This window comes from Motiliproteus sp. SC1-56, assembly GCF_017309075.1.
GTDB lineage: Bacteria > Pseudomonadota > Gammaproteobacteria > Pseudomonadales > Balneatricaceae > Motiliproteus.
Window position 1 is genome coordinate 337,780 of the sequence record NZ_JAEMGS010000002.1, and the last position, 20,579, is coordinate 358,358.

The 20,579-nt window shown below is 61.3% G+C and carries 19 protein-coding genes; 7 read left to right on the forward strand and 12 right to left on the reverse strand.

The genetic code is table 11. The features are described 5' to 3' along the window. Positions 1–142: 142 nt before the first annotated feature. The 3 genes from JGZ97_RS03435 to JGZ97_RS03445 all read left to right on the forward strand — a co-directional run bounded on the left by JGZ97_RS03435 (position 143) and on the right by JGZ97_RS03445 (position 5,370). Positions 143–2,266: a 4Fe-4S binding protein gene (locus JGZ97_RS03435; RefSeq protein ID WP_207061190.1), complete on the forward strand. Its 2,124-nt coding sequence runs from the start codon at positions 143–145 to the stop codon at positions 2,264–2,266. 130 nt (positions 2,267–2,396) lie between these two features. Continuing rightward, a complete protein-coding gene (gene ercA / locus JGZ97_RS03440; RefSeq protein WP_207061191.1) occupies positions 2,397–3,566 on the forward strand; it encodes an alcohol dehydrogenase-like regulatory protein ErcA in 1,170 nt (389 codons plus the stop codon). A gap of 139 nt (positions 3,567–3,705) precedes the next feature. Next, positions 3,706–5,370: a NahK/ErcS family hybrid sensor histidine kinase/response regulator gene (locus JGZ97_RS03445; RefSeq protein ID WP_242521503.1), complete on the forward strand. Its 1,665-nt coding sequence runs from the start codon at positions 3,706–3,708 to the stop codon at positions 5,368–5,370. Between the two features lie 211 nt (positions 5,371–5,581). Here JGZ97_RS03445 and JGZ97_RS03450 read toward each other — a convergent pair whose 3' ends face one another. Continuing rightward, the gene (locus tag JGZ97_RS03450; protein WP_207061193.1) at positions 5,582–7,102 is read right to left on the reverse strand and encodes an aldehyde dehydrogenase family protein; all 1,521 of its coding nucleotides are present in this window, start codon (positions 7,100–7,102) and stop codon (positions 5,582–5,584) included. A gap of 421 nt (positions 7,103–7,523) precedes the next feature. On the opposite strand from JGZ97_RS03450, the gene JGZ97_RS03455 reads away from it, so the two are divergent. Continuing rightward, positions 7,524–8,006 (forward strand): cache domain-containing protein, encoded by a 483-nt coding sequence (locus tag JGZ97_RS03455; protein ID WP_207061194.1) that lies wholly within the window; start codon positions 7,524–7,526, stop codon positions 8,004–8,006. Between the two features lie 103 nt (positions 8,007–8,109). On the opposite strand, the gene JGZ97_RS03460 is transcribed toward JGZ97_RS03455, so the two are convergent. Further along, complete coding sequence (locus tag JGZ97_RS03460; protein WP_207061195.1) at positions 8,110–9,018, reverse strand: LysR family transcriptional regulator; 909 nt, start codon at positions 9,016–9,018, stop codon at positions 8,110–8,112. 168 nt (positions 9,019–9,186) lie between these two features. On the opposite strand from JGZ97_RS03460, the gene JGZ97_RS03465 reads away from it, so the two are divergent. After that, entirely contained in the window at positions 9,187–9,663 is a 477-nt protein-coding gene (locus JGZ97_RS03465) for a DoxX family protein (protein ID WP_207061196.1), read from the forward strand. 136 nt (positions 9,664–9,799) lie between these two features. Next, positions 9,800–10,651, forward strand: a complete 852-nt coding sequence (locus JGZ97_RS03470; RefSeq protein WP_207061197.1) for a class III extradiol ring-cleavage dioxygenase — start codon at positions 9,800–9,802, stop codon at positions 10,649–10,651. Positions 10,652–10,754: 103 nt separating this feature from the next. Here JGZ97_RS03470 and arsJ read toward each other — a convergent pair whose 3' ends face one another. The 3 genes from arsJ to arsB are packed head-to-tail and all read right to left on the reverse strand — an operon-like array spanning position 10,755 to position 14,087. Next, the gene (gene arsJ, locus JGZ97_RS03475; RefSeq protein ID WP_207061198.1) at positions 10,755–11,960 is read right to left on the reverse strand and encodes an organoarsenical effux MFS transporter ArsJ; all 1,206 of its coding nucleotides are present in this window, start codon (positions 11,958–11,960) and stop codon (positions 10,755–10,757) included. 58 nt (positions 11,961–12,018) lie between these two features. Next, entirely contained in the window at positions 12,019–13,026 is a 1,008-nt protein-coding gene (locus JGZ97_RS03480; protein ID WP_207061199.1) for an ArsJ-associated glyceraldehyde-3-phosphate dehydrogenase, read from the reverse strand. Next, positions 13,023–14,087: an ACR3 family arsenite efflux transporter gene (arsB, locus tag JGZ97_RS03485; protein ID WP_207061200.1), complete on the reverse strand. Its 1,065-nt coding sequence runs from the start codon at positions 14,085–14,087 to the stop codon at positions 13,023–13,025. The genes JGZ97_RS03480 and arsB overlap by 4 nt, the downstream gene beginning before the upstream one ends. A 326-nt stretch (positions 14,088–14,413) precedes the next feature. Between arsB and JGZ97_RS03490 the strand changes: the two genes are divergently transcribed. Next, positions 14,414–15,118, forward strand: coding sequence for a 2'-5' RNA ligase family protein (locus tag JGZ97_RS03490; RefSeq protein WP_207061201.1), 705 nt, complete (start codon positions 14,414–14,416; stop codon positions 15,116–15,118). A 289-nt stretch (positions 15,119–15,407) separates the two neighbouring features. Here JGZ97_RS03490 and JGZ97_RS03495 read toward each other — a convergent pair whose 3' ends face one another. Genes JGZ97_RS03495 through nifU form a run of 7 tightly spaced genes read right to left on the reverse strand, consistent with a single transcriptional unit; the run spans position 15,408 to position 20,547 of the window. Further along, positions 15,408–15,671, reverse strand: coding sequence for a hypothetical protein (locus JGZ97_RS03495; protein ID WP_207061202.1), 264 nt, complete (start codon positions 15,669–15,671; stop codon positions 15,408–15,410). Next, entirely contained in the window at positions 15,668–16,498 is an 831-nt protein-coding gene (gene nifM / locus JGZ97_RS03500; protein ID WP_207061203.1) for a nitrogen fixation protein NifM, read from the reverse strand. Before nifM ends, JGZ97_RS03495 begins: the two co-directional genes overlap by 4 nt. Next, positions 16,495–16,950, reverse strand: coding sequence for a nitrogen fixation protein NifZ (locus JGZ97_RS03505; RefSeq protein WP_207061204.1), 456 nt, complete (start codon positions 16,948–16,950; stop codon positions 16,495–16,497). Before JGZ97_RS03505 ends, nifM begins: the two co-directional genes overlap by 4 nt. A gap of 13 nt (positions 16,951–16,963) precedes the next feature. Then, complete coding sequence (gene nifW, locus JGZ97_RS03510) at positions 16,964–17,275, reverse strand: nitrogenase-stabilizing/protective protein NifW (RefSeq protein ID WP_207061205.1); 312 nt, start codon at positions 17,273–17,275, stop codon at positions 16,964–16,966. A gap of 10 nt (positions 17,276–17,285) precedes the next feature. Continuing rightward, entirely contained in the window at positions 17,286–18,413 is a 1,128-nt protein-coding gene (nifV, locus tag JGZ97_RS03515; protein ID WP_207061206.1) for a homocitrate synthase, read from the reverse strand. Positions 18,414–18,424: 11 nt separating this feature from the next. After that, positions 18,425–19,660 carry a cysteine desulfurase NifS gene (nifS, locus tag JGZ97_RS03520; RefSeq protein WP_207061207.1) on the reverse strand — a complete coding sequence of 412 codons (1,236 nt, stop codon included), beginning with the start codon at positions 19,658–19,660 and terminating at the stop codon, positions 18,425–18,427. Positions 19,661–19,662: 2 nt separating this feature from the next. Next, positions 19,663–20,547 carry a Fe-S cluster assembly protein NifU gene (gene nifU / locus JGZ97_RS03525; protein WP_207061208.1) on the reverse strand — a complete coding sequence of 295 codons (885 nt, stop codon included), beginning with the start codon at positions 20,545–20,547 and terminating at the stop codon, positions 19,663–19,665. Positions 20,548–20,579 lie beyond the last annotated feature (32 nt).

Here is a 20,579-nt window from a genome sequence, read left to right on the forward strand (position 1 = left end):
CGTAGCTATCTGGCTCAGAAGTAGGATTGTTGCGCTGCCCGCAGTGCTTAACATCGGCTGAGTATCCAAAAACGCCATCGCGGGGTGCGCCATCAGGCTTTCATCGGGCTTCAAATCGCTGCTCTTGACGGCGCTACTGATCGTGGCGGGGAACCTTCATGCTGTTTCAGCCCGGAGTAACGGTCCTGAGGCCATCATCCAGCAGCTATTCCCCAAGGCCACCCGAATCGGCGCCAAGCTCAGCGATTTCCCGGTCTACCCGGTGTATCAGCTGCAGCAGCTGCTCGGTTATGCCTACGAATCGACTGATCTCAGCGACCTGCCGGGATTTGCCGGCAAGCCCATCAAGTTGATGATCGGGCTGGATGCCGAAGGCCGTTTCAGCGGCGTAAAGGTCCTGGATCACCATGAACCGGTCTTCCTCCACGGACTGGGACCGCAGCCATTACTAGATTTTGTTTCCCAATACGCGGGCCACTCCTTAACCGAGAGCTTCGTGCTGGGTCATAAGCCGCGCGCGCCCGGCGTAAATAGCGGAACCGTGCACATCGACGGCGTCACCAAGGCGACGGTGTCGGTCATCATCATCAATGACACGATCCTCTCCACTGCGCTGCAAGTGGCGCGCTCCAAACTGGAGAGCTTCGCACTGCCCCCGGCTGCGCGGGTCCGGGAGACGTTCTATGAACCCCTGACCCCTTTGCAACTGTTCGAGCGGGATTATCTTCAGCGCTGGCAATTGGAGCGTCCCGCCGTTGAGCGTGCCCTGGGACAGGCCCTGGACAGCTACGCCCCGTTCAATCAAAGCAGCGGGGACGGCGAGTTGAGCACGCAGCTGTTCAGCGAGCTCTATTTCAGCTATCTGAACGCACCGATAATCGGCCGCAACGTGTTGGGAGACGGCGCTTACCAAAGCCTGATGCAAAGCCTTGGCAAGGGCGACCAGGTTATTGCCGTCTGGTCCCGCGGCCCGTACCTGCATAGCGCCGACGACTTCAAGCCCGGCTCAGTTTCAGAGCGGCTCGGGCTGGCACAGCAGGATCTGGCCATCGAGTTGAGGGATCTTAACGCCCTGGACGAGGGGCAGTTGCTCGAGCTCGAAGGCTTGCCGGAGATGGAGCGGGTACACCTGTTCAGGATAAAGGGGCTTGCGGGCTTCAACCCCGCCGCCGGCAGCGAATTGAGGCTCAACGTGGAGCTGTCCCGAAATCACCTGGTCCGGGACATCGCCAGTTTTTCCCATGCGTTTCAGTTCCCCCCGCAGCTGTTCGAACTCGTCGAGCAAGCGTCGGTTCCCGCGGCCAAGTCCCCAATCTGGCTGACGATCTGGCAGGACCGGTGGTGGCAGGTCGCCATCCTTCTGGCCTCGCTGGGGCTTTTGACCACGTTGTTTGTCGGCCAGCGCCGGTGGGTAACGATGGGAGCCTGGCTGACCCGGACGCGTTGGATGTTCCTGACCTTTACCCTGTTGTTTATCGGTTTCTACGCCCAGGGGCAGCTGTCCGTGGTCAACATTTACACGCTGCTGCTGGCCCTGTACGAGGGGTTTGACATTACCCTTTTCCTGCTCGACCCGGTGATTTTTATTCTCTGGAGCTACACCTTTATCAGCCTTTTTCTCTGGGGGCGGGGTCTCTACTGCGGCTGGCTTTGCCCCTTTGGCGCCCTGCAGGAGATGCTCTCCTGGCTGGCCGCGAAGTTGAAAATCCGGCAGTGGCGGATCAGCCCACGCTGGCATCGCCGGGGACTTTGGTTGAAATACCTGCTGCTGGTCGGTCTGGTGTCGACCGCGTTCGCCTCCCTGAGTCTGGCCGAGCGCCTGGCCGAGGTGGAGCCGTTCAAAACCAGCATCACCCTGGGTTTTGACCGGTACTGGCCTTTCGTACTCTATGCCTTGGCGCTGCTGGCGCTGGGCCTGTTTGTACACAAGTTCTATTGCCGCTACCTCTGCCCTCTGGGCGCAGGGCTTGCGATCATCGGCCGGCTGCGGCGCTTCAGCTGGCTCGATCGAATCGACTTGTGCGGCGCGCCCTGTCAACGCTGTCGGCACCGGTGCGGCATCGGCGCGATCAGGCGCGACGGAAGCGTCGACTATGACGAGTGCATCCAATGCCTTGAGTGCGTGATCATCCTCCACGATCCGGGCCAGTGCGTCGCCGCGTTGCAACGCCGTAAACAGCGTACGTCCTCTCCGACGCCTGTTCCCGCTGAGGGCCCGCAACCGCTGGCGCCAAGGCTCTCTGGTCTTCCTGCGCGCCCCCGGTAAAGCCCGCTTACGCGATGAACGAGCGGTTTGCGGACTCGCCATCTTCCCTACGACTCTCGGCTAACGGGTAAAACGGTTAAAGTCTGATATATTCGAAGGAAAATCTAAGACTAATAATAAGTAACGCCCGATGACCAATAGCAGTCCTATCGCGAACCTGCGTAAGTTCGTCTCGCCGGAAATCATCTTCGGGGTCGGCGCCCGCAAGACCGTTGGCAATTACGCCCGTACCTTCGGCGCGCAACGGGTATTGATCGTCTCTGACCCGGGAGTGCTGGCGGCAGGCTGGGTCGCCGATGTTGAAGCCAGCTTGCAGGAGCTGGATATCGACTACCGCCTCTATACCGATGTCAGTCCCAACCCCCGTAGCGAAGAGGTCATGCGCGGAGCGGCCCTCTACCAGCAGGAAGGCTGCAACGTTATCGTCGCCGTCGGCGGCGGCAGCCCCATGGACTGCGCCAAGGGCATCGGTATCGTCAGCGCCAACCGCGGCCATATCCTCAGCTTTGAGGGCGTCGACCAGATCCATGCCCCGATCCCACCGTTGATCTTTATTCCAACCACCGCCGGCACTTCGGCGGATGTCTCCCAGTTCGCGATCATCTCGGACCAAGTCTCCCGCAGTAAAATTTCGATAATCAGTAAAGCCGTGGTGCCGGATGTCTCGCTGATCGACCCCGAGACCACGATCACCATGGACCCGTTTCTCACCGCCTGCACGGGGGTTGATGCCCTGGTGCATGCGATCGAGGCCTACGTGTCGACCGCCAGCGGACCGCTGACCGACATGCACGCACTGGAGGCGATCAAGCTGGTATCGGCCAATTTGGCGGAGCTGGTCGCCAATCCGCAGGATCTGGCGCTGCGTGAAGCCGTGATGCTCGGCAGCATGAAAGCCGGCCTAGCGTTTTCCAATGCCATCCTCGGGGCGGTTCACGCCATGTCCCACAGCCTCGGAGGCTACCTCGACCTGCCCCACGGACTCTGCAATGCGATCCTGCTTGAGCACGTGATTGACTTTAATTACGCGGCCGCCGAGGAGAAGTTCAAGGTGGTGGCCGATACCCTTGGCATCGACACCCGCGGTATGGCGCACAACGCCATCAAGCAACGCTTGCTGCAATCGGTCCACGGTCTGAAAACCGAGGTCGGGTTGACCCAGCGCCTGAAGGAAGCCGGGGTCTGCAGCAGCGACATCCCGGTGCTCTCGAAGCAGGCCCTAAAAGACCCCTGCATCCTCACCAACCCGCGAAAGTCCAACACGCGCGATGTCGAGGTGGTGTATGAGGAAGCGCTCTGATCCGCACAACGCCCCCCTCCCGGCTTCTGATAAAAAAGCCAAGGATATAAAGCAGCAGTCCACTGACGACCAGTCACTGCTCCAAAACTTGATTGGGTTGGGTGACTTTTCGGCCCGCAAGAGTTATTACCCGGAACTATTGAGTAAGATCCGGGAGCTGGAGCAGGAGAAGGAGCGCTACGAGTGGCTGTTTGAGAACGCGCTGCATGGCATTTTCCAGGCCCGGATCGACGGGCCGGTCACCGAGGCCAACCCTGCCATCGCCCGGATCTGCGGCTATGATTCGGTCGCGCAGTTTCAGCAGATCCGCCATATCGGCGAGCAGCTGTTTTATCCCGATGACTACCGCAATCTGCTCAAGCTGCTGACGCGGGACGGACAGAAAGTCGGCTTTGAGACCCAATTGCAGACCCGTGACGGCAGCTCGGTCAGCATCTCGACCAATGTGTTGCTGAAAAACCGGGAACAGGGACTCATCGAGGCTTTTGTCCAGGATATCACCGCTCGCAAACAGGCGGAGGCCGAGCTCAATCAGCTGAACATCCAGCTGGAACAGCGCGTGGAGGAGCGGACCCGGGAGCTGAGCGAGGTCAACCGCCATCTGCGGCTTGAAATCAAGGAGCGCGCCAAGATTGAGGCTGCGTTACAGATGGCCAAGCAGGATGCGGAAGCGGCCAATGCCAGCAAGGACAAGTACCTGGCCGCTGCCAGCCACGACCTGTTGCAGCCGCTTAATGCCGCTCGCCTGTTGATTTCGGCCCTGCAGGGCAAACCCCTGGCGCCGGAAAACCGGAGGCTGGTTGAACGCACTCACGTGGCGCTCGAAGGGGCCGAAGCCCTGCTCACCGACTTGCTCGACATCGCCAAGCTCGACGCCAATGCGGTCACCGCGGAACTGAGCGCGTTCAATGCCGCCGATTTGATCAGCGCGTTGGCATCAGAGGCTGAACCGCTTGCGTACAAGGCGGGTCTGCGCTTCGCAGCGATACCCAGCCGCACGACGGTTATCAGCGATTCCCGGCTGCTGGCCCGTATTCTGCGCAACTTTATCAGCAACGCCATCCGCTATACCGAACACGGACGAATCCTGTTCGGTTGCCGGCGTCGCGGCGACCACCTGGAGTTTCAGGTGCTCGATACCGGGCCGGGTATCCCGAAAGAGCAGCGCCAGGAAATTTTCCGGGAGTTCCACCAGCTCAATCCCGGCCAAGGCAATGCCCGCTCGGCGGCCAGCAGAGACAAAGGGGTTGGGCTCGGCTTGGCCATCGTCGAGCGTATCGCCCTGATGCTCGAACACCCCATCGAGGTGCGTTCAACGCCGGGACGGGGCTCCTGTTTTTCTATCCGGGTTCCGATCAGCCGGAAATTTGCGGGGAATTTACTCAGCCAACCGGCCCCGATGGCGGTGGGTGCCGAGCTAAGCGGAGTTAGCGTGCTGGTCATCGAAAACGAGGAGACGATTCGAATGGGCATGGCCGCGCTGCTTGAGCAATGGGGCTGCGTGGTCAAGGGGGTGGAGAGTGCGCAGCAGGCCCAAACCGCTTTCACGGAAGCGCCCCCGGACATTATCCTGGCGGATTACCACCTGGATCAGGGCCAGACCGGGGTCGAGGTGATCGAGGAGCTTAACCGCCGCCACTCGCCCCACGCTCCCCCGGCCATCATGATCACCGCTGACCGTAGCGACGAGCTGCGTATGCTGTTTAAATCCCGGGGTTTGTTTTGTCTCAACAAGCCGGTCAAGCCGGCGAAGCTGCGGGCGCTGATGAGCCATGCCCTGCACCTTGCAGACTCTGGCGGTTGAACGACCCCGGGAACCCCCCCTGTTTACGGGGACTTGGCCGAGAGGAAAAGACGGGGTAGAAAAGAAAAAAACCGAGCCTTCGTCAGGCTCGGGTGTGGCAACTATCCACGAGTTTCAGGATACGCATCGCGTTTCCACAGGGTCTGGTCTAAATAAAGCTTGAGGTGAAAACGGACAGGTCCGCCCACCGGGCAGGCGGACCTGAAAGGCTTCAGAAGAAACCAAGCGGACTGGTGCTGTAGCTGACCAGCAGGTTCTTGGTCTGCTGGTAGTGATCCAGCATCATCTTGTGGGTCTCACGACCAACGCCGGACTTCTTGTAACCGCCAAATGCGGCATGGGCGGGATAGGCGTGGTAGCAGTTGGTCCAGACCCGGCCGGCCTGAATGCCGCGTCCCATGCGGTAAGCACGATTGATATCGCGGGTCCAGACGCCAGCGCCCAGACCAAACTCGGTGTCGTTGGCGATCGCCAGCGCTTCGGCCTCGTCCTTGAAGGTGGTGACGCTGACCACCGGACCGAAGATCTCTTCCTGGAACACCCGCATCGAGTTGTCGCCCTTGAGGATGGTGGGTTCGACGTAGAAACCGCCGCCGAACTCGGCGCCGATCTCGGCCGCCTTGCCTCCCATCAGCACCTCGGCCCCTTCCTGCCTGCCGACCTCCAGGTAGCCCATGATGCGCTCGAACTGTTCCTGGGAGGCCTGGGCGCCGACCATGGTCTCGGTATCCAAGGGGTTGCCACGTTTGATCTGAGCTGCCCGCTCCACCACCATCTGGATGTAGTCGGTGTAGATCGACTCCTGTACCAGCAGCCGCGAGGGACAGGTGCACACCTCACCCTGGTTGAAGAACGCCAGCACGGTGCCTTCGGCACACTTGCTCAGGTAATCGTCTTCATAGTTCATGATGTCTTCGAAGTAGATGTTCGGCGACTTCCCGCCCAGCTCCACCGTCGAGGGAATGATGTTTTCAGCCGCGCATTTCAGGATATGGCTGCCGACCGGCGTCGAGCCGGTAAAGGCGATCTTGGCGATCCGTTTGTTGGAAGCCAGGGCCTGCCCTGCTTCCTCACCGTAGCCCTGGACCACGTTGAGGACCCCTGCGGGCAGCAGATCGCCGATGATCTCGACCAGTTTGATGATCGACATGGGGGTTTGCTCGGCCGGCTTGAGCACCACGCAGTTACCGGCGGCGAGGGCCGGGGCCAGCTTCCAGGCCGCCATCAGCAGGGGGAAGTTCCAGGGGATGATCTGCCCGACCACGCCCAGGGGCTCATGGAAATGGTAAGACGCGGTGGTTTCGTCAATTTCCGCCGCGCTCCCTTCCTGGGCACGGATACAGCCGGCAAAGTAGCGGAAGTGGTCGGCAGACAGGGGGACGTCGGCGGCCAGGGTTTCGCGAACGGACTTGCCGTTGTCCCAGGTTTCGGCAACCGCCAGCAGTTCCAGGTTTGCCTCGATACGATCGGCGATTTTCAGCAGGATATTGGAGCGTTCCGTTACCGAAGTACGGCCCCAGCTGTCCTTGGCCGCATGCGCCGCATCCAGGGCCTTTTCGATATCGGCGGCGTTGGAGCGGGCGATCTCGGCGATTACTTCACCGGTCACCGGCGTGGTATTGGTGAAATAACGACCCTCGACCGGGGGCACGAACTCTCCGCCGATATAGTTACCGTAACGCTGCTGGAAAGATACGACGGCTCCCTCTGAGCCAGGATTTGCATAGATCATATCGCTACCTTTTTGTTTTTAGATTGTGATGTATGAGCCCTGGAATCAGGTGCGACCCTGAATGCCCAGCCACCCGCAACACGTCCTTGGTTTCCAGAGCTTGCCGTTTCCAGCAGCCCAGGTTTCAAACTTAGTCTATGAAAAGCAACAGCATTGCCAGAATCGTACCTTGGCTTACAAAAACTACTCCCTTGGTAGTACGCTTTGCCGGCTACGTCGGACATCGCCCGTTACCCACCTCCTTCCTTACCCTCCGCGCAAACCCCTTCTCGCTCACCGGGGCGGCATGGTGAGCGCACCTTGAGCGTACCGTGACAGTACCGAAGTCGTAGATAACCAGCCTGAATGTTCAATTGTTGCCAACGCGGCGGTGCTGCATTGTCGAAGCACCGCTTTACCAGCCCCATCAAAGGAGAGAAGCATGAATGCATTGCACCGACCGGCCCAGATAATCAGTCTTTTGATACTGCTTTGCCTGGCCAGCTACAGCAACGCGGTGGAGAGAGGAAGCTCTCGTCAGGCCAAGCTGCTGTTAGATAACGCCATCGAAGTGATGCGCAGCCAGGGCGCGGAAAAGGCGTTCGAGCAGTTCAACGCCCCTGACGGAGGCTTCGTCCAGGGCGATCTCTATATTTTTGCGATTGACATGAAAGGCACGTACTTCGCCTCCGGTGCCAATCCTAACCTGGTTGGTCAGAGCCTTGCGGGCGTCTCCGACGCGACCGGCAAGCCGATCGGGCAGGAAATTCTGAAATTGGCGGAGCGCATCGGCTACGGTATCGTTGAATACGAGTGGCTCAATCGCAAGAGCAACGACGTCGAGCATAAGTTCTCAAGGATTCACCGGGTCGGCGATTACGTGGTCGGGGTGGGCTTCTATCTGCCCGAGGGTGGTGGAAACTGATTCTTTAAGGCCGCTTTTACTCAGCTGCCGGCGGGGCGAACCGCGGGTTAGCCCCGCCGTGTCTCAACATTTACCGAGGTGAGTTCGACGCCGGCCGCGTGGCTTATTCGAATTGATCCCAGTACGGGGGATCACCGAAATACCCGTCGATGAATTCAATAAAGCTGCGCACCTTGCTCGCCAGCATCTGTCGATGAGCGTAGACAGCATAGAGCGCCATCGGTTCGGGCTCGCAGTCCGGCAGCACGACTTTCAGCCTGCCCTCGCGAATCGCCGGACCTGAAATAAAGGTCGGTTGCAGGGCAATACCAGCCCCCGCAATGGCGGCTTCCACCAGCACATCACCGTTGTTGCTGACCATATCGCCGCGATTGTTTCCCCCGCGACTCTGCAGCCCACGGTGCAAGGGCTCGCGGCTATCCAACTCCAGGTAGCTGTAGCGCAGGTAGCTGTGCGCCCGGAGATCCTCGGGCTGTTCCGGCGTGCCGTGCCGGTCCAGGTAGTCCGGAGAGGCGCACAGCAGCACCCGCACGGGGGCGATCCGCTTGGCGATCAATGACGAGCTCTTCAGGTGACCGATTCGCAGCGCCACATCAAACCCCTCTTCCACAATGTCGACTTTGCGGTCGTTCAGCTGCAGATCAATACTCACCTCCGGGTGGGCCTGCTTGAAAGCGCTCAGCAGCGGGGCCATGTGACGGGTGGCGAAGGAGACCGGGGCACTGATGCGTAGCACCCCCCGGGCCTGGGTCTGCATCTCCCCCAGCTGATTTTCCAGCTCATCGATGTCGTTGAGCACCATCTGCGCACGCTGGTGGTAGCGCGCGCCGGCCTCGGTGAGATGCGTTTTGCGGGTGGTGCGGTTTAGCAACCTCACCCCAAGGTGGCGCTCAAGCTGGGAGACGTACTTGCTGATCAGTTGTGGTGACGTATCCAGGCGTTCGGCGGCGCGGGTGAAGGTGCCTTCCTGGACCACCGCGACAAAAGCGCGCATGGCGTCGATACGATCCATGGGGTCGTCCTGTCTCTGTAACCTACAAGCGATTATCAGTGATTCATTGCTAATGAAGCAACACGCCGGGCCTTAGTGCGCTGGTTTTTTGATAGTACAGTGAACCCATGATCTGGAGCCCGGCTTCAGAGGCTATCAACAAAGAAAGAATGATCCGAGGTGACGACAATGACTCCTACCTACGTAACAAAGCTGCTTCACTCCGACGCCGGCTACGGTGCACTTATCCTGCGGGTACCGGTGGGACTGATCCTGGCCGCCCATGGCGCGCAGAAACTCTTTGGCTGGTTCGGCGGTTATGGGCTGGAAGGTACCGGGCAGTGGATGGCGAGCATCGGGTTGGCCCCGGGCTACCTGATGGCGCTGTTGGCGGGGAGCGCTGAATTTTTCGGAGGCCTGGCCCTGGTCCTGGGGCTATTGACCCGCCCTGCCGCCCTGGTATCTGCCGTTACCATGCTGGTCGCGATGTTTGCCGTGCACATCGATAATGGTCTATTCATGGCTAACAACGGCTACGAGTATGCCCTGACCCTGTTTGCGGTGACGCTGGCGCTTACCTTTCAAGGCGCGGGAAGGGTGTCGCTGGACAACCTGCTGCTGCAACGTCTCGGTAACACCGGTTATCGGCAGCCTGCCCTGGGCTAGGCAATCGCTCAGCAACAGTTCTACAAAAGGGGCTGAACAGCGGATCCGACATCAAGCGCTCTCTTTCTCCGGGAGCGCTTTTGGGTGCCGGCGGTTTTCGTGCCAGTGTTCACGCCCAATACAGGAAAAGACTGCCATGACCTGCCGCGCAGATGTGCTTTTTATCCCCCACGGGGGCGGCCCCTTCCCTTTGCTGGGGGACCCTGGCCACGAGGAAATGGTGCGCGGTCTCCAGGAGATCGCAGGGCAATTGCGCAAGCCCGCGGCAGTCCTCGTGATCAGCGCGCACTGGGAAGCGTCAGCGCCGACCATTACAGCTGCCGCGTCACCGTCGCTGATCTACGATTATTCCGGTTTTCCGCCAGAGTCTTACGCCATCCAATACCCCTGTCCCGGTGCCCCCGAACTCGCGAGCGCGGTCCACCAGGCGTTACAAGAAGCGGGAATATCGGCAAGCCTCGATCGCCAGCGGGGGCTGGATCACGGGGTCTTTGTACCGCTCAAGCTGATGTACCCGGCGGCGGATATCCCCTGCGTTCAGCTGTCGCTGGTAAAAGGGCTGGACGCTGCGACCCATCTGGCCATGGGTCAGGCGTTGCGTGCACTGGATTACGATAACCTGCTGGTGATCGGCTCCGGCTTTTCGTTCCACAACATGCAGGCGTTTTTTGCCCCCGGCGACCCGGATAGCGAACGCTATAACCTGGCATTCGAAGCCTGGCTGGAAGCTACCTGTTGCGATCGCGGTATTAAAGAGAACGAACGCCGGGCGCGCCTGGAATACTGGGAGCGTGCCCCCCACGCCCGTTTTTGCCACCCCCGCGTGGAGCACCTGCTACCGCTCCACGTCTGTTATGGTCTGGCGAACAAGCCCTGTGACGCCTATCGTTCAATGAGGGTTCTCAATAGAGCATCCAGCTTAATGCATTGGGAGGTTGAGTTGTCGAGCGGGGCTGCCGGACCCGAACGGCGACGAGGTTATAATTGAATTTATTTTTTGCCGTCAAGGTGTTGAATAAAAAGATATTTAAAATGCCTAACCTCTTCTCTCATGCTCAAGAAAAGCCCCCCTCCCTGAGTGAGTCGGGCTCCTACAGAGCTCGGTGTTGCGGCAACCCCAAGGAGATGACAGCGGCGCAGGCGACAAAGAGCGAGGAAACGAGCAGGCAGACACCCAGTCCAAATGCCTGAAACAGCCAGCCGGACAATAACGTGCCAATCAGGCGCCCCAAGGCATTGGCCATGTAATAAAAACCGACATCCAGGGAAACGCCGTCCTCCTTGGCGTAAGAGACAATCAGAAAACTGTGCAGCGATGAATTGACGGCAAAGAACGCACCGAACACCAGCAGCCCGAGCACGAGCATATTTTCGGCGCCAGCCCCTCCGGTGCCCGGCCAAAATTCGCCCAGCGCCAGGGCGATTGCCAAAGGAATCAAGATCAGAGGGGCCGCCCAGACAAAGGCAGAGCGCCCGTCCGGCACCTCTCCCCGCGCCTTGCCTGTCAGTCGCGGCGCCAGTATCTGGACCAGCCCGTAACCGATAATCCAGAGCGCCAGAAACGCCCCCACCCGGAGGTGAGACCAACCCAACTGGGCGCTCATAAAGACCGGAACCGCAACCACGAACCAGACATCCCGGGCCCCGAACAGAAACAAGCGTGCCGCAGAGAGAACATTGATCGCCCGGCTCTTGGAGAAAACCTCCCGAAACCTGGGCTTCGCACTGGCCTTACCCAGATCCTTTTTAAGGGTCAGCAAAGACCCCGTCAAAACCAGGCTCAGGACGGCAGCCATGAGCAGAAGCGCCTCGCGGAAGCCCAGTGTCGCCAGAAGCGCGCCGCCGAGGAAGAAACCGGCCCCCTTGAGCGCGTTCTTGGAGCCGGTTAGCAGCGCCACCCAGGCGTACAGCCTGCTTTGCTGCCCTGCCCCGACTAGCAACTTGACCCCGCTCTTGGCGCTCATCTTGTTCAGATCCTTGGCGATGCCCGAAAGGGCCTGGGCAGCCATGACGTAAGGCACAGACAGCCAGGAAGCCGGAACCGTCAGCATCAACAGCGCTACCACCTGCAACGCCAGGCCGATATTCATGGTGCGGTTGAGGCCGATGCGCGCCCCCAGCCAGCCGCCCAGCAGGTTGGTCACCACCCCGAAAAACTCGTAAAACAGAAACAGCATGGCGATGGCCAACGGGGAATATCCCAGCTGATGGAAGTGCAGCACCACCAGCATGCGCAGGGCGCCGTCGGTCAGGGTAAAGCCCCAGTAGTTCCCTGTGATCAGCAGGTACTGGCGCAAATCCTGGCGGTTGTCCGCTGCTCCTTGGACCCGAGACTTCCCGGCGCCCGCTGTCTTGTCACACCCCGGCACGAACCACCCTGCGCGCCAGCTCTGCGGTGCGGTTGGCGTACCCCATCTCGTTGTCGTACCAGGCGTAGAGCTTGACCAGGGTGCCGTTCACCACCCGTGTAAAAGCGCCATCCAACACGCCGGAGCGCGGGTCGCTGCGGTAGTCGATGGAGACCAGCGGGCGCTCGTCGTAGCCGAAAATACCGGCCAACTCCGTTTCAGCGGCGCGTTTGAACAGGGCGTTGACCGCGTCGGCGTCGGTGGCCCCCTCCAGCTCGAACTGGGCATCGGTAATGGACGCGTTGGCCAAGGGGACCCTTACCGCATGACCGTCCAGGCGACCTCTCAATTCCGGGTAGATCTCCATGATCGCGGTGGCCGAACCCGTGGTCGTGGGAATTAATGACATGCCGCAGGCCCTGGCCCGGCGCAGGTCCTTGTGGGGTTGGTCCAGAATGCTCTGGGTGTTGGTAATGTCGTGAATGGTCGTAAAAGCGCCGTGGCGAATGCCGAGAGCCTCGTGAAGCACCTTGACCATTGGCGCTAGGCAGTTGGTGGTGCAGGAGGCAGCGGTGACGATGGGGTGCCTTGCCGGATCATAAAGGTGATCGTTGACCCCCATGACCACGTTCAACACCCCCGGCTCCTTCACCGGCGCGGTCACCACCACTCGCTTGATCCCTTGATCCAGGTAGGCCTGTAGTGCATCGCCGCTTCTGAAGCGGCCGCTGGCCTCGATGATCAAATCGCAGTCAGACCAGTTGCCTTCGGCCAGGGTGTCGTGACGGGTGAAGGCGACGGCTTTCCCGTCGATCAGCAACTGCCCCGCTTCCGCCCGGACATCCCGCTCCCAGCGCCCGTGCACCGAGTCGAACTTGAGCAAATGAGCGAAACACTCGGCGTCACCGCCCGGGTCGTTGATGCGCACGAATTCAAACTCGGGCCAGCCCCAGGCAGCCCGCAGGATCAGGCGTCCCATACGGCCGAAGCCGTTGATGCCGACTTTTACGGTCATGATGTCACCTCTTCGTTGACAGCGCTGTAGGAACGGGTGGACCGCTGATCCGGAAACCAGTGTTTGGTACGGTTGACGAAGGCCACCAGCGACAGCATCACCGGCACCTCCACCAACACCCCCACCACCGTCGCCAGGGCGGCGCCCGAGTGAAGGCCAAACAGGGAGATGGCTACCGCCACCGCCAGTTCAAAAAAATTGGAAGTGCCGATCAGGCACGCAGGAGCGGCGATGTTATGGGGCAGTTGCCAGCGGCGGGCCCAGAAATACGCCAGGGCGAAAATTCCGTACGTCTGCACCAGCAGCGGCACCGCGATCAGGAGAATCGTTTGGGGTTGGCTGAGGATGGTTCCGGCCTGGAACCCGAACAACAACACCACGGTGGCCAGCAGGCCGATCACCGACCAGGGTTTTAGCCGGTGCACGAAATTGCCCAGCGCCCCTTCCCCCCGGGACACCAGGCGCCGGCGGGTAACGACGCCGGCGATCAGCGGCAACACCACGTAGAGCACCGTGGAGAGCAGCAATGTCTGCCAGGGCACCTCGATGTCGCTGACCCCCAGCAGGAACGCGGCGATGGGAGCGAAGGCGAACACCATGATGATGTCGTTCACGGACACCTGGACCAGGGTGTAGTTGGGGTCCCCCTTGGTCAGCTGGCTCCAGACAAACACCATCGCCGTGCAGGGAGCCACGCCCAGCAGGATCATGCCGGCGATGTACTCCCCCGCACTCTGCGGGTCGACCCAGCCGGCAAAGAACACCCGGAAGAAAAGCCAGCCCAGCCCCGCCATGGTGAAGGGCTTGATCAACCAGTTGACGGTGAGGGTCAGCAGCAGCCCCTTTGGGCGTTCACCCACGTGGCGGATGGCGGCAAAATCCACCTGGATCATCATCGGGTAGATCATTACCCAAATTAATAACGCCACCGCCAGGTTGACGTGGGCCACTTCCAGGGCCGCCACCAGGGCGAAAAGCCCGGGGAAGGTGTTCCCAACCGAGACGCCGACCAGAATGGCCAGCGCCACCCAGACCGATAAAAAGCGTTCAAACGTACCCATGGTGATCCCTCCTTGAACCTTGGCTATCCTCAAGCTCGCCGGCCAGGGCGGGTTGACCATCCCGCGCCGCCGGAACTTTAACTGCCGCTCCGTCTGTTACGCCTGGCAAATTCATGCTCGCTCCTGATTTCTCTGAATTAACTCGGCGAGCGGAGTATAGCGGGCCGTGCCAGCCAGGCGAAGCCCGCCTGCGCGCAGGCTCTCCCCAAGGGACGCATCGGTGGCAAACGACGATAAAGAGAGGGATCGAGCACCACAGCCGACTGGACACATCCCGCTAATCTGCTGAACTGATAATCAACGAGTCCTTCAGCGGAGAAACACCCATGCGTTCACGATCTATGCGCGTTCTTGTGATACTGATGGCCGTCCTGGCAACAGCTACGACTTCCCTCTGGGCTGACGAAGACGGACTGATCGCCATTGACGTGCTGATTCAGCCGGATCAAAAAATGATGAGAGAAGCTGCCAAATGGAATGCCCTGATGCGCGAGCAGACGCCCGAGGGCTTCGAACTGGACGAAGCGCATGCGCCGCACATCACCCTGATTCAACGTTTCATTGCCAAGACTGACCTGCCTAACGTCCTGATCGCCGTCAACGCGGTGAAGGCAGAATTCAATCTCGCCAGCCTCGAGATGACAGCCACCGGGCTTTACCACATTCCGAGCGGCGAAATTGGGCTCGCGGGCCTTGTCGTCGATCCGACTCCGCCGCTGCACGCATTGCAGCAGGCGATCATCGGTGCCGTCGATATTTACGCGCAGCCAGGAGGCAACCAATCCGCGTTCGTACCCGATAAGTCCGGCACGCCCTTTGATTCGTTATTGTTCGAGTACGTCGAGACGTTTGTGCCGAACCAGACCGGAGAAAAGTTCAACCCTCACGTGACAATCGGCGTGGCGCCCCTCGAATGGCTGAAAGAGCTTGAGACACAGCCCTTTGACACCTTCTCGTTTGGCGCTGATGGGCTCGCCGTTTATCAACTCGGCAATTTTGGCACTGCCTCCAGGCGCCTGGATCGGGATTGAGGATTTGCGTAACGGCGTACACGCGTGTCGTCAAACAACGGCTCGCCCTGCCCGCTGGCGAAGTTCGCCAAGGCAGACGGCTCACCGGGCAGTCCGCACCGATCCGCGTTATTAGATGGCTATTTACATAAATACAATGCATTAAGACAGTATGTTAAGAAACTAAGACAGCTCGGGTCGTGGACAATTCTCAGCCAGCTGACCTCTCTCAAGCGAGGCTAACGGGGGCGTTAATATGGCGAACGTACGCGGTCGGAGCGCTCGCGTTTATTGCGACGGTAACGGCAGGCTAAAGCTCGGCCACCAGTACTCCACCGACATCGTCCAGCGTATGGGTCAGGGTCAGGCAGTGATTCCCCCCGGCCATCACCAGGTAGAGATTGAAATCCGCGTACTCCCGATAAGGCACTACCGCCCCCAGTTCGTCTTCGAGGCAGAAGGTTAACCGCAGACCGCTGAACTGCCGACGCAGCTCGACCATGGCGGTTTCGCTCAATCCGATTCGGGCTATCGCCCGTGCCAACCGGTCCAGCTGGGCTTCATCGATGCTCATGTCAAACCCCTCATCCAGTCCCGCTGGGCCTGCTGGCGGGCGGCGGCGGTCAGTTTCTCAATCACCACCGGCGCCACTTCATCGAAGGGGCGCAGGGTCTCGGGACGAATAGCCGTGCACTGCACCAGGTGCAACCCCACTTCGGTCTCGATGGGGGCACTGACACGGTCAACGTCCAGGGCAAACAGGACCGCATCGATGGCGGGGAACAGTTGCCCGCGGGGCAGCCAGCCCATCTCTCCGCCTTTTAAAGCCGTGGGGCACTCGGAGTGGCGTCGAGCCAGGGTGTCGAAACGCGTGGGAGCCGCAGCCACTTCTTCACGGATCCGCTCCAGCCGGGCAACCACCGCCGCGCGCTGATTCTCAGGGTAGGCCGGGTTGACGGTAACCAGGATGTGGCGTGCCTGGCGCTGCTCGGGCCGGCGGAATCTTGCGGGGTGGGCGTCGTAGTAGGCCCGGGCTTCGACGTTCGAGACCGGATCCACCGAGGCCGCCTGTCGCTCCAGGGCCAGCTCGACCCTCAGCTGGCGCTCCAGCAGATTCGACAGCGCCGGCAGGCTTAGACCCATTCGTTCCAGGTCCTCCATGAACGCCTCGTCGCTGGGAAACCGCCCCCGGACCTCCTCCAACGCCGCCCGCAGCCGTTCATCACTTACAATCACAGTGGCAGCTGTTTCACTGCCTAGCACCCGCTTCTCAAGCTCCAGCTGGCGGGCTACGGTTCCCTCAAGCCATGCCTGCTGGCGGGGATCCAGTGCATCAGGGGCGGCATCGAAGTAACTCTTGGCCGCCCGCAGGCGGTAGTAGGCGGTTAGCGGATCCGTCATAACACCTCCTCGGCCAGCACCCTCTCCTGCAGCGCCGTCTCTCGCACTTCAAAGGTCTGCCCCGGAAAGCGCACCTGGTAGCGGGCCGCGCCCTCGGCGTCTCGAATAACCTTAAGAATCTGCCCTGTCTCGCCGGCAACCACCCGCACCTTGCCGTTCACAGCCAGGTCCCTGGCCGCCACCACGGCCTGGCGGAATTCGAAACGGGTGTCGATCCAGGGCCTCTCGGCCGGAATCAGCTCCGTTTCCCGACAACCGACCTGGATGCCGGCCTCGATAAAATGGACCCGATAGATGATCTGATCCTGCAGAAAGGTGCCCACATCCGCCACGTGGCCGACGCTGCCCCGGGGAATCAGAAGGTCGCCCCGCTGCTTGCCCGGATAGCTGCCGTCGTCGCGGATGGTTCGGATCACTCGCAGCGCCTGGCCGTACTCGTACTTGGGAAACATCGTGCCTCCTTCCTCAATCAAAGTCGTCCAGGGACACGAACCCCGGCGCGTCGCGCTGGAAAACCCGCAGGGCTTTCTGCTCCTGGGCGCTGGAGCCAACGAAATCCCGGTAGGCCCGTTGCAGCTGCTGGCCGTAGTGGCTGAAAGCGTCCTCGCCCCGGGCAAGCGGGTTGGCCCCGAGGTAGGCATGAAAGCGCTGCAGTATGTGCAGCCGGTTGATCTGTACCAGTCGCGGCTCGTAGGGCACGGCAAAGTACTCAAGGAACGCCTCGGCGCTGGTCAACTCTTCCAGCGCTTCGCGCAGGCTCTCTTCACTGGTTGTCATCGATCTATCCTTAGGCGCTCAGTTGCCGGTAATAGCCAATCAGCTCACCCCGACCGGGGGAGCGCTTGCGGCGCTCGCTGAAGCGGCGCACCCAGGGCAATATCTGCGCCGCCTGCTCTTTCTGGATCGACAGTCCCAGCTCCGTGTAGGCGCGCATCAGACCGTTAACGCCCGAGTGCTTGCCCAGCACCAGGCGGTGTTCGCGTCCCACCTCGGCCGGATCAATGGACTGGTAGTTGGCCGGGTCCTTGAGCAGCCCGTCGACATGAATCCCCGACTCGTGGGTAAAGACCCCCTCGCCCACCAGGCTCTTCTGCCAGGACAGGGGGCGACCTGATGCCTCGACCACCAGCTGGCTGAGGGCCGAAAACCCCTTGAGGTTGATCCCCAGGTCGCAGCCGTAGAGCTTTTCCAGCCCCATCACCACCTCTTCCAGGGGGGCGTTCCCGGCCCGCTCGCCCAGCCCGTTGACCGTGGTGTTGATGTGGGTGGCGCCGCCGCGGGCGGCGGCCAGGGCGTTGGCCGTGGCCAGTCCCAGGTCATCGTGGGCGTGCATCTCCAGATCCAGGTCGAAACGGCGGCTGAGCCCTTCGAAAGTGCGGTGCACGGCAAAGGGCTCCATCACCCCCAGGGTGTCGGCAAAGCGAAAGCGGCGGGCCCCCGCCCCCTGCGCTACCTCGGCCACCGCCATCAGGAACGACAGGTCGGCGCGGGAGGCGTCCTCCGCCCCGATACAGACTTCCAGTCCGAGGTCGCGGGCCCGGGCGATGTGGCGGGGAATCATGGCGAGCACCCGGTGGCGATCCATCCCCAGCTTGCGGGAGATCTGCTGGTCCGAAACCGGGATCGACAGGTCCACCATGTCCACCCCCAGGTGAGCGCAGAGGTCGATATCGTCTTCGCGCATCCGGCTCCAGACCACAAGGCTTGCGTCCAGTTTCAAGGCGCTCAGGGCGCTGATGGCGTCCCGTTCCGCGGCGCCCATGGCCGGAATGCCCACTTCCAGCTCGTGCACCCCCAGGGCGTCAAGGCAGCAGGCGATCTCCAGCTTTTCCTCCAGGGTAAAGGCCACCCCGGCCGACTGCTCGCCATCCCTGAGCGTCGTGTCGTCGATAATCAACTTGCGTGGCAGGGTCATGGCAGATCTCCTCAGGCATAAACCGGCGCAAATGCCTGTTGCGGGTCAGCCACGGGGGCCCCCTCGCTCCAGTAGGGAGAGAGTTCGCGCAAGCGGGCAATAATCGGCGGAACCGCGGCAATCACCCGCTCGATCTCCTCGGCCGTGGTCTCACGCGACAGGGAGAAACGAGTACTGCCATGGGCCGCGGTGTCGGGAATACTCATCGCCCGCATCACGTGGGAGGGTTCGAGAGAACCCGAGGTGCAGGCCGAGCCGCTGGACGCGGCGATGCCGGCACGGTTCAGGAGCATCAGAATCGCCTCCCCCTCCACGTACTCAAAGGCGATGTTGGCGGTATTGGGCAGGCGGTTGGCGGGATCGCCGGTGACAAAGGCATGGGGCACCGCCGCGAGAACGCCTGCTTCCAGGCGATCACGCAGGGCTGCCATACGGGCACCGTCGGCCTGCAGATTCTTCAGGGCCAGCTCAGCGGCCTTGCCCAGCCCGGCGATAGCCGCCGTGTTTTCGGTGCCGGCACGGCGCCCCCGCTCCTGGTGGCCACCGCGCAACAAGGGGCGAAAGCGGGTGCCGCGGCGCAGGTAGAGCACACCGATCCCCTTGGGGCCGTGCAGCTTGTGCCCGGAGAGCGAGAGCATGTCGATGGCGCTCCGCTTGAGGTCGATGGCTACCTTTCCCGCCGCCTGCACCGCGTCGGTGTGGAACAGCACGCCGGCCTCGTGAGCCATGCGCGCCATCTCTTCCACGGGAAAAAGCGTCCCCGTCTCGTTATTGGCCCACATGACCGAGACGACGGCGATCCGCGGGCTCAGCAGCGAGGCGTAGGCGTCGAGGTCGAGCCGGCCCTGGCCGTCCACTGGCAGGCGGTGAACCTTGTACCCTTCCTTCTCCAGCTGCTCGCACAGGGCCAGGATGGCCGGGTGTTCAACCGCCGTGGTGATGATCTCGTTGCGATCCGGGTTGGCGCGCAGCGCGGAGAGAATCGCCGTGCTGTCCGCCTCGGTGCCGCAGGAAGTAAAGATAATCTCGGTATCGTAGGCGGCCCCCAGCAGTGCCTGGACCTGCTCCCGCGCCTGCTGCACCGCTTTACCAACGCCGCTGGCGAAACTGTGCATCGACGAGGGGTTGCCGAACAGTTCGGTGAAATACGGGAGCATGGCCTGGACCACCGCCGGGGCAACCCGCGTGGTGGCGTTGTTGTCCAGGTAGATACCGTCCGGGGCGTTCACTGTCGTTTGCTGCTGCATGGCTAGGCCCTCCCGCCAAGGGGCTGATTGTCGCCGTTCACCGGGATCAGCCGAATAAACTCACCCAGGGTCTCCGTCAGCCGTTGCTGCACCCAACCCAGGGTCGCGCCGGCCATCTGGCAGCCGCTGCAGGCCCCTTCCAGGCGGACGAATACTTTCTCCTCGCGAACCTCCACCAGCTCGATATCGCCGCCGTCGGCCTTGAGCTGGGGACGCACGTCGTCAAACACCTTGAGAATGGTCTGCACACGCTGGATCAGGGCCCGGTTGCCGGTGGCCCCCGGCTCTGCACTGTCCGCAACGGATACCGACTGGCCCTTTTCCGCCAGCACCTTGCCGAGGATCTCCTCGATCCCCTCGTGACAGGCGGCGCAACTGCCCCCGGCCTTGGTGTAGTGGCTGACCTGCTCGACGGTCTCGAGGTTGTTGGCGCGAATGGTCTGCTCGATCAGCACCGCATCGACCGCAAAGCATTTGCACACCAGGGCGCCCTCCTCGTGGTCGTCCCGCCACTCTTCGCCCCGGTAGTTGGCGACGGCGGCCTGCAACGCCTCCTGGCCCATCACCGAGCAGTGCATCTTCTCCGGCGGCAGTCCGTCCAGGTAGTCGGCAATGTCCTGGTTGGTGACCTTCAGCGCCTGATCCAGGGTTTTACCCTTGATCAGTTCGGTCAGGGCCGATGAAGACGCGATGGCCGAGCCGCAGCCAAAGGTCTGGAAGCCTGCATCCTCAATAACCTCGGTCTCGGGGTTGACCTTAAGGGTGAGGCGCAGGGCGTCACCGCAGCTGATGGAGCCCACGTCCCCAACGGCGTTGGCATCGGCGACCGCCTTGGCGTTCTTGGGATCGAAAAACAGCTCTTTTACCTTTTCGGAGTATTCCCACATACCGGTTCTCCTGAATATGACGCTGGTTTGGC

Coding starts and splice junctions, on each gene's coding strand:
- nifV (WP_207061206.1), bottom strand. CDS start 18,413: ATGACCCTGCCACGCAAGTTGATTATCGACGACACGACGCTCAGGGAT.
- JGZ97_RS03470 (WP_207061197.1), top strand. CDS start 9,800: ATGACCTGCCGCGCAGATGTGCTTTTTATCCCCCACGGGGGCGGCCCC.
- JGZ97_RS03455 (WP_207061194.1), top strand. CDS start 7,524: ATGAATGCATTGCACCGACCGGCCCAGATAATCAGTCTTTTGATACTG.
- JGZ97_RS03495 (WP_207061202.1), bottom strand. CDS start 15,671: ATGAGCATCGATGAAGCCCAGCTGGACCGGTTGGCACGGGCGATAGCC.
- JGZ97_RS03480 (WP_207061199.1), bottom strand. CDS start 13,026: ATGACCGTAAAAGTCGGCATCAACGGCTTCGGCCGTATGGGACGCCTG.
- nifU (WP_207061208.1), bottom strand. CDS start 20,547: ATGTGGGAATACTCCGAAAAGGTAAAAGAGCTGTTTTTCGATCCCAAG.
- ercA (WP_207061191.1), top strand. CDS start 2,397: ATGACCAATAGCAGTCCTATCGCGAACCTGCGTAAGTTCGTCTCGCCG.
- nifM (WP_207061203.1), bottom strand. CDS start 16,498: ATGACGGATCCGCTAACCGCCTACTACCGCCTGCGGGCGGCCAAGAGT.
- nifW (WP_207061205.1), bottom strand. CDS start 17,275: ATGACAACCAGTGAAGAGAGCCTGCGCGAAGCGCTGGAAGAGTTGACC.
- JGZ97_RS03450 (WP_207061193.1), bottom strand. CDS start 7,102: ATGATCTATGCAAATCCTGGCTCAGAGGGAGCCGTCGTATCTTTCCAG.
- arsB (WP_207061200.1), bottom strand. CDS start 14,087: ATGGGTACGTTTGAACGCTTTTTATCGGTCTGGGTGGCGCTGGCCATT.
- JGZ97_RS03460 (WP_207061195.1), bottom strand. CDS start 9,018: ATGGATCGTATCGACGCCATGCGCGCTTTTGTCGCGGTGGTCCAGGAA.
- nifS (WP_207061207.1), bottom strand. CDS start 19,660: ATGCAGCAGCAAACGACAGTGAACGCCCCGGACGGTATCTACCTGGAC.
- JGZ97_RS03490 (WP_207061201.1), top strand. CDS start 14,414: ATGCGTTCACGATCTATGCGCGTTCTTGTGATACTGATGGCCGTCCTG.
- JGZ97_RS03505 (WP_207061204.1), bottom strand. CDS start 16,950: ATGTTTCCCAAGTACGAGTACGGCCAGGCGCTGCGAGTGATCCGAACC.
- JGZ97_RS03465 (WP_207061196.1), top strand. CDS start 9,187: ATGACTCCTACCTACGTAACAAAGCTGCTTCACTCCGACGCCGGCTAC.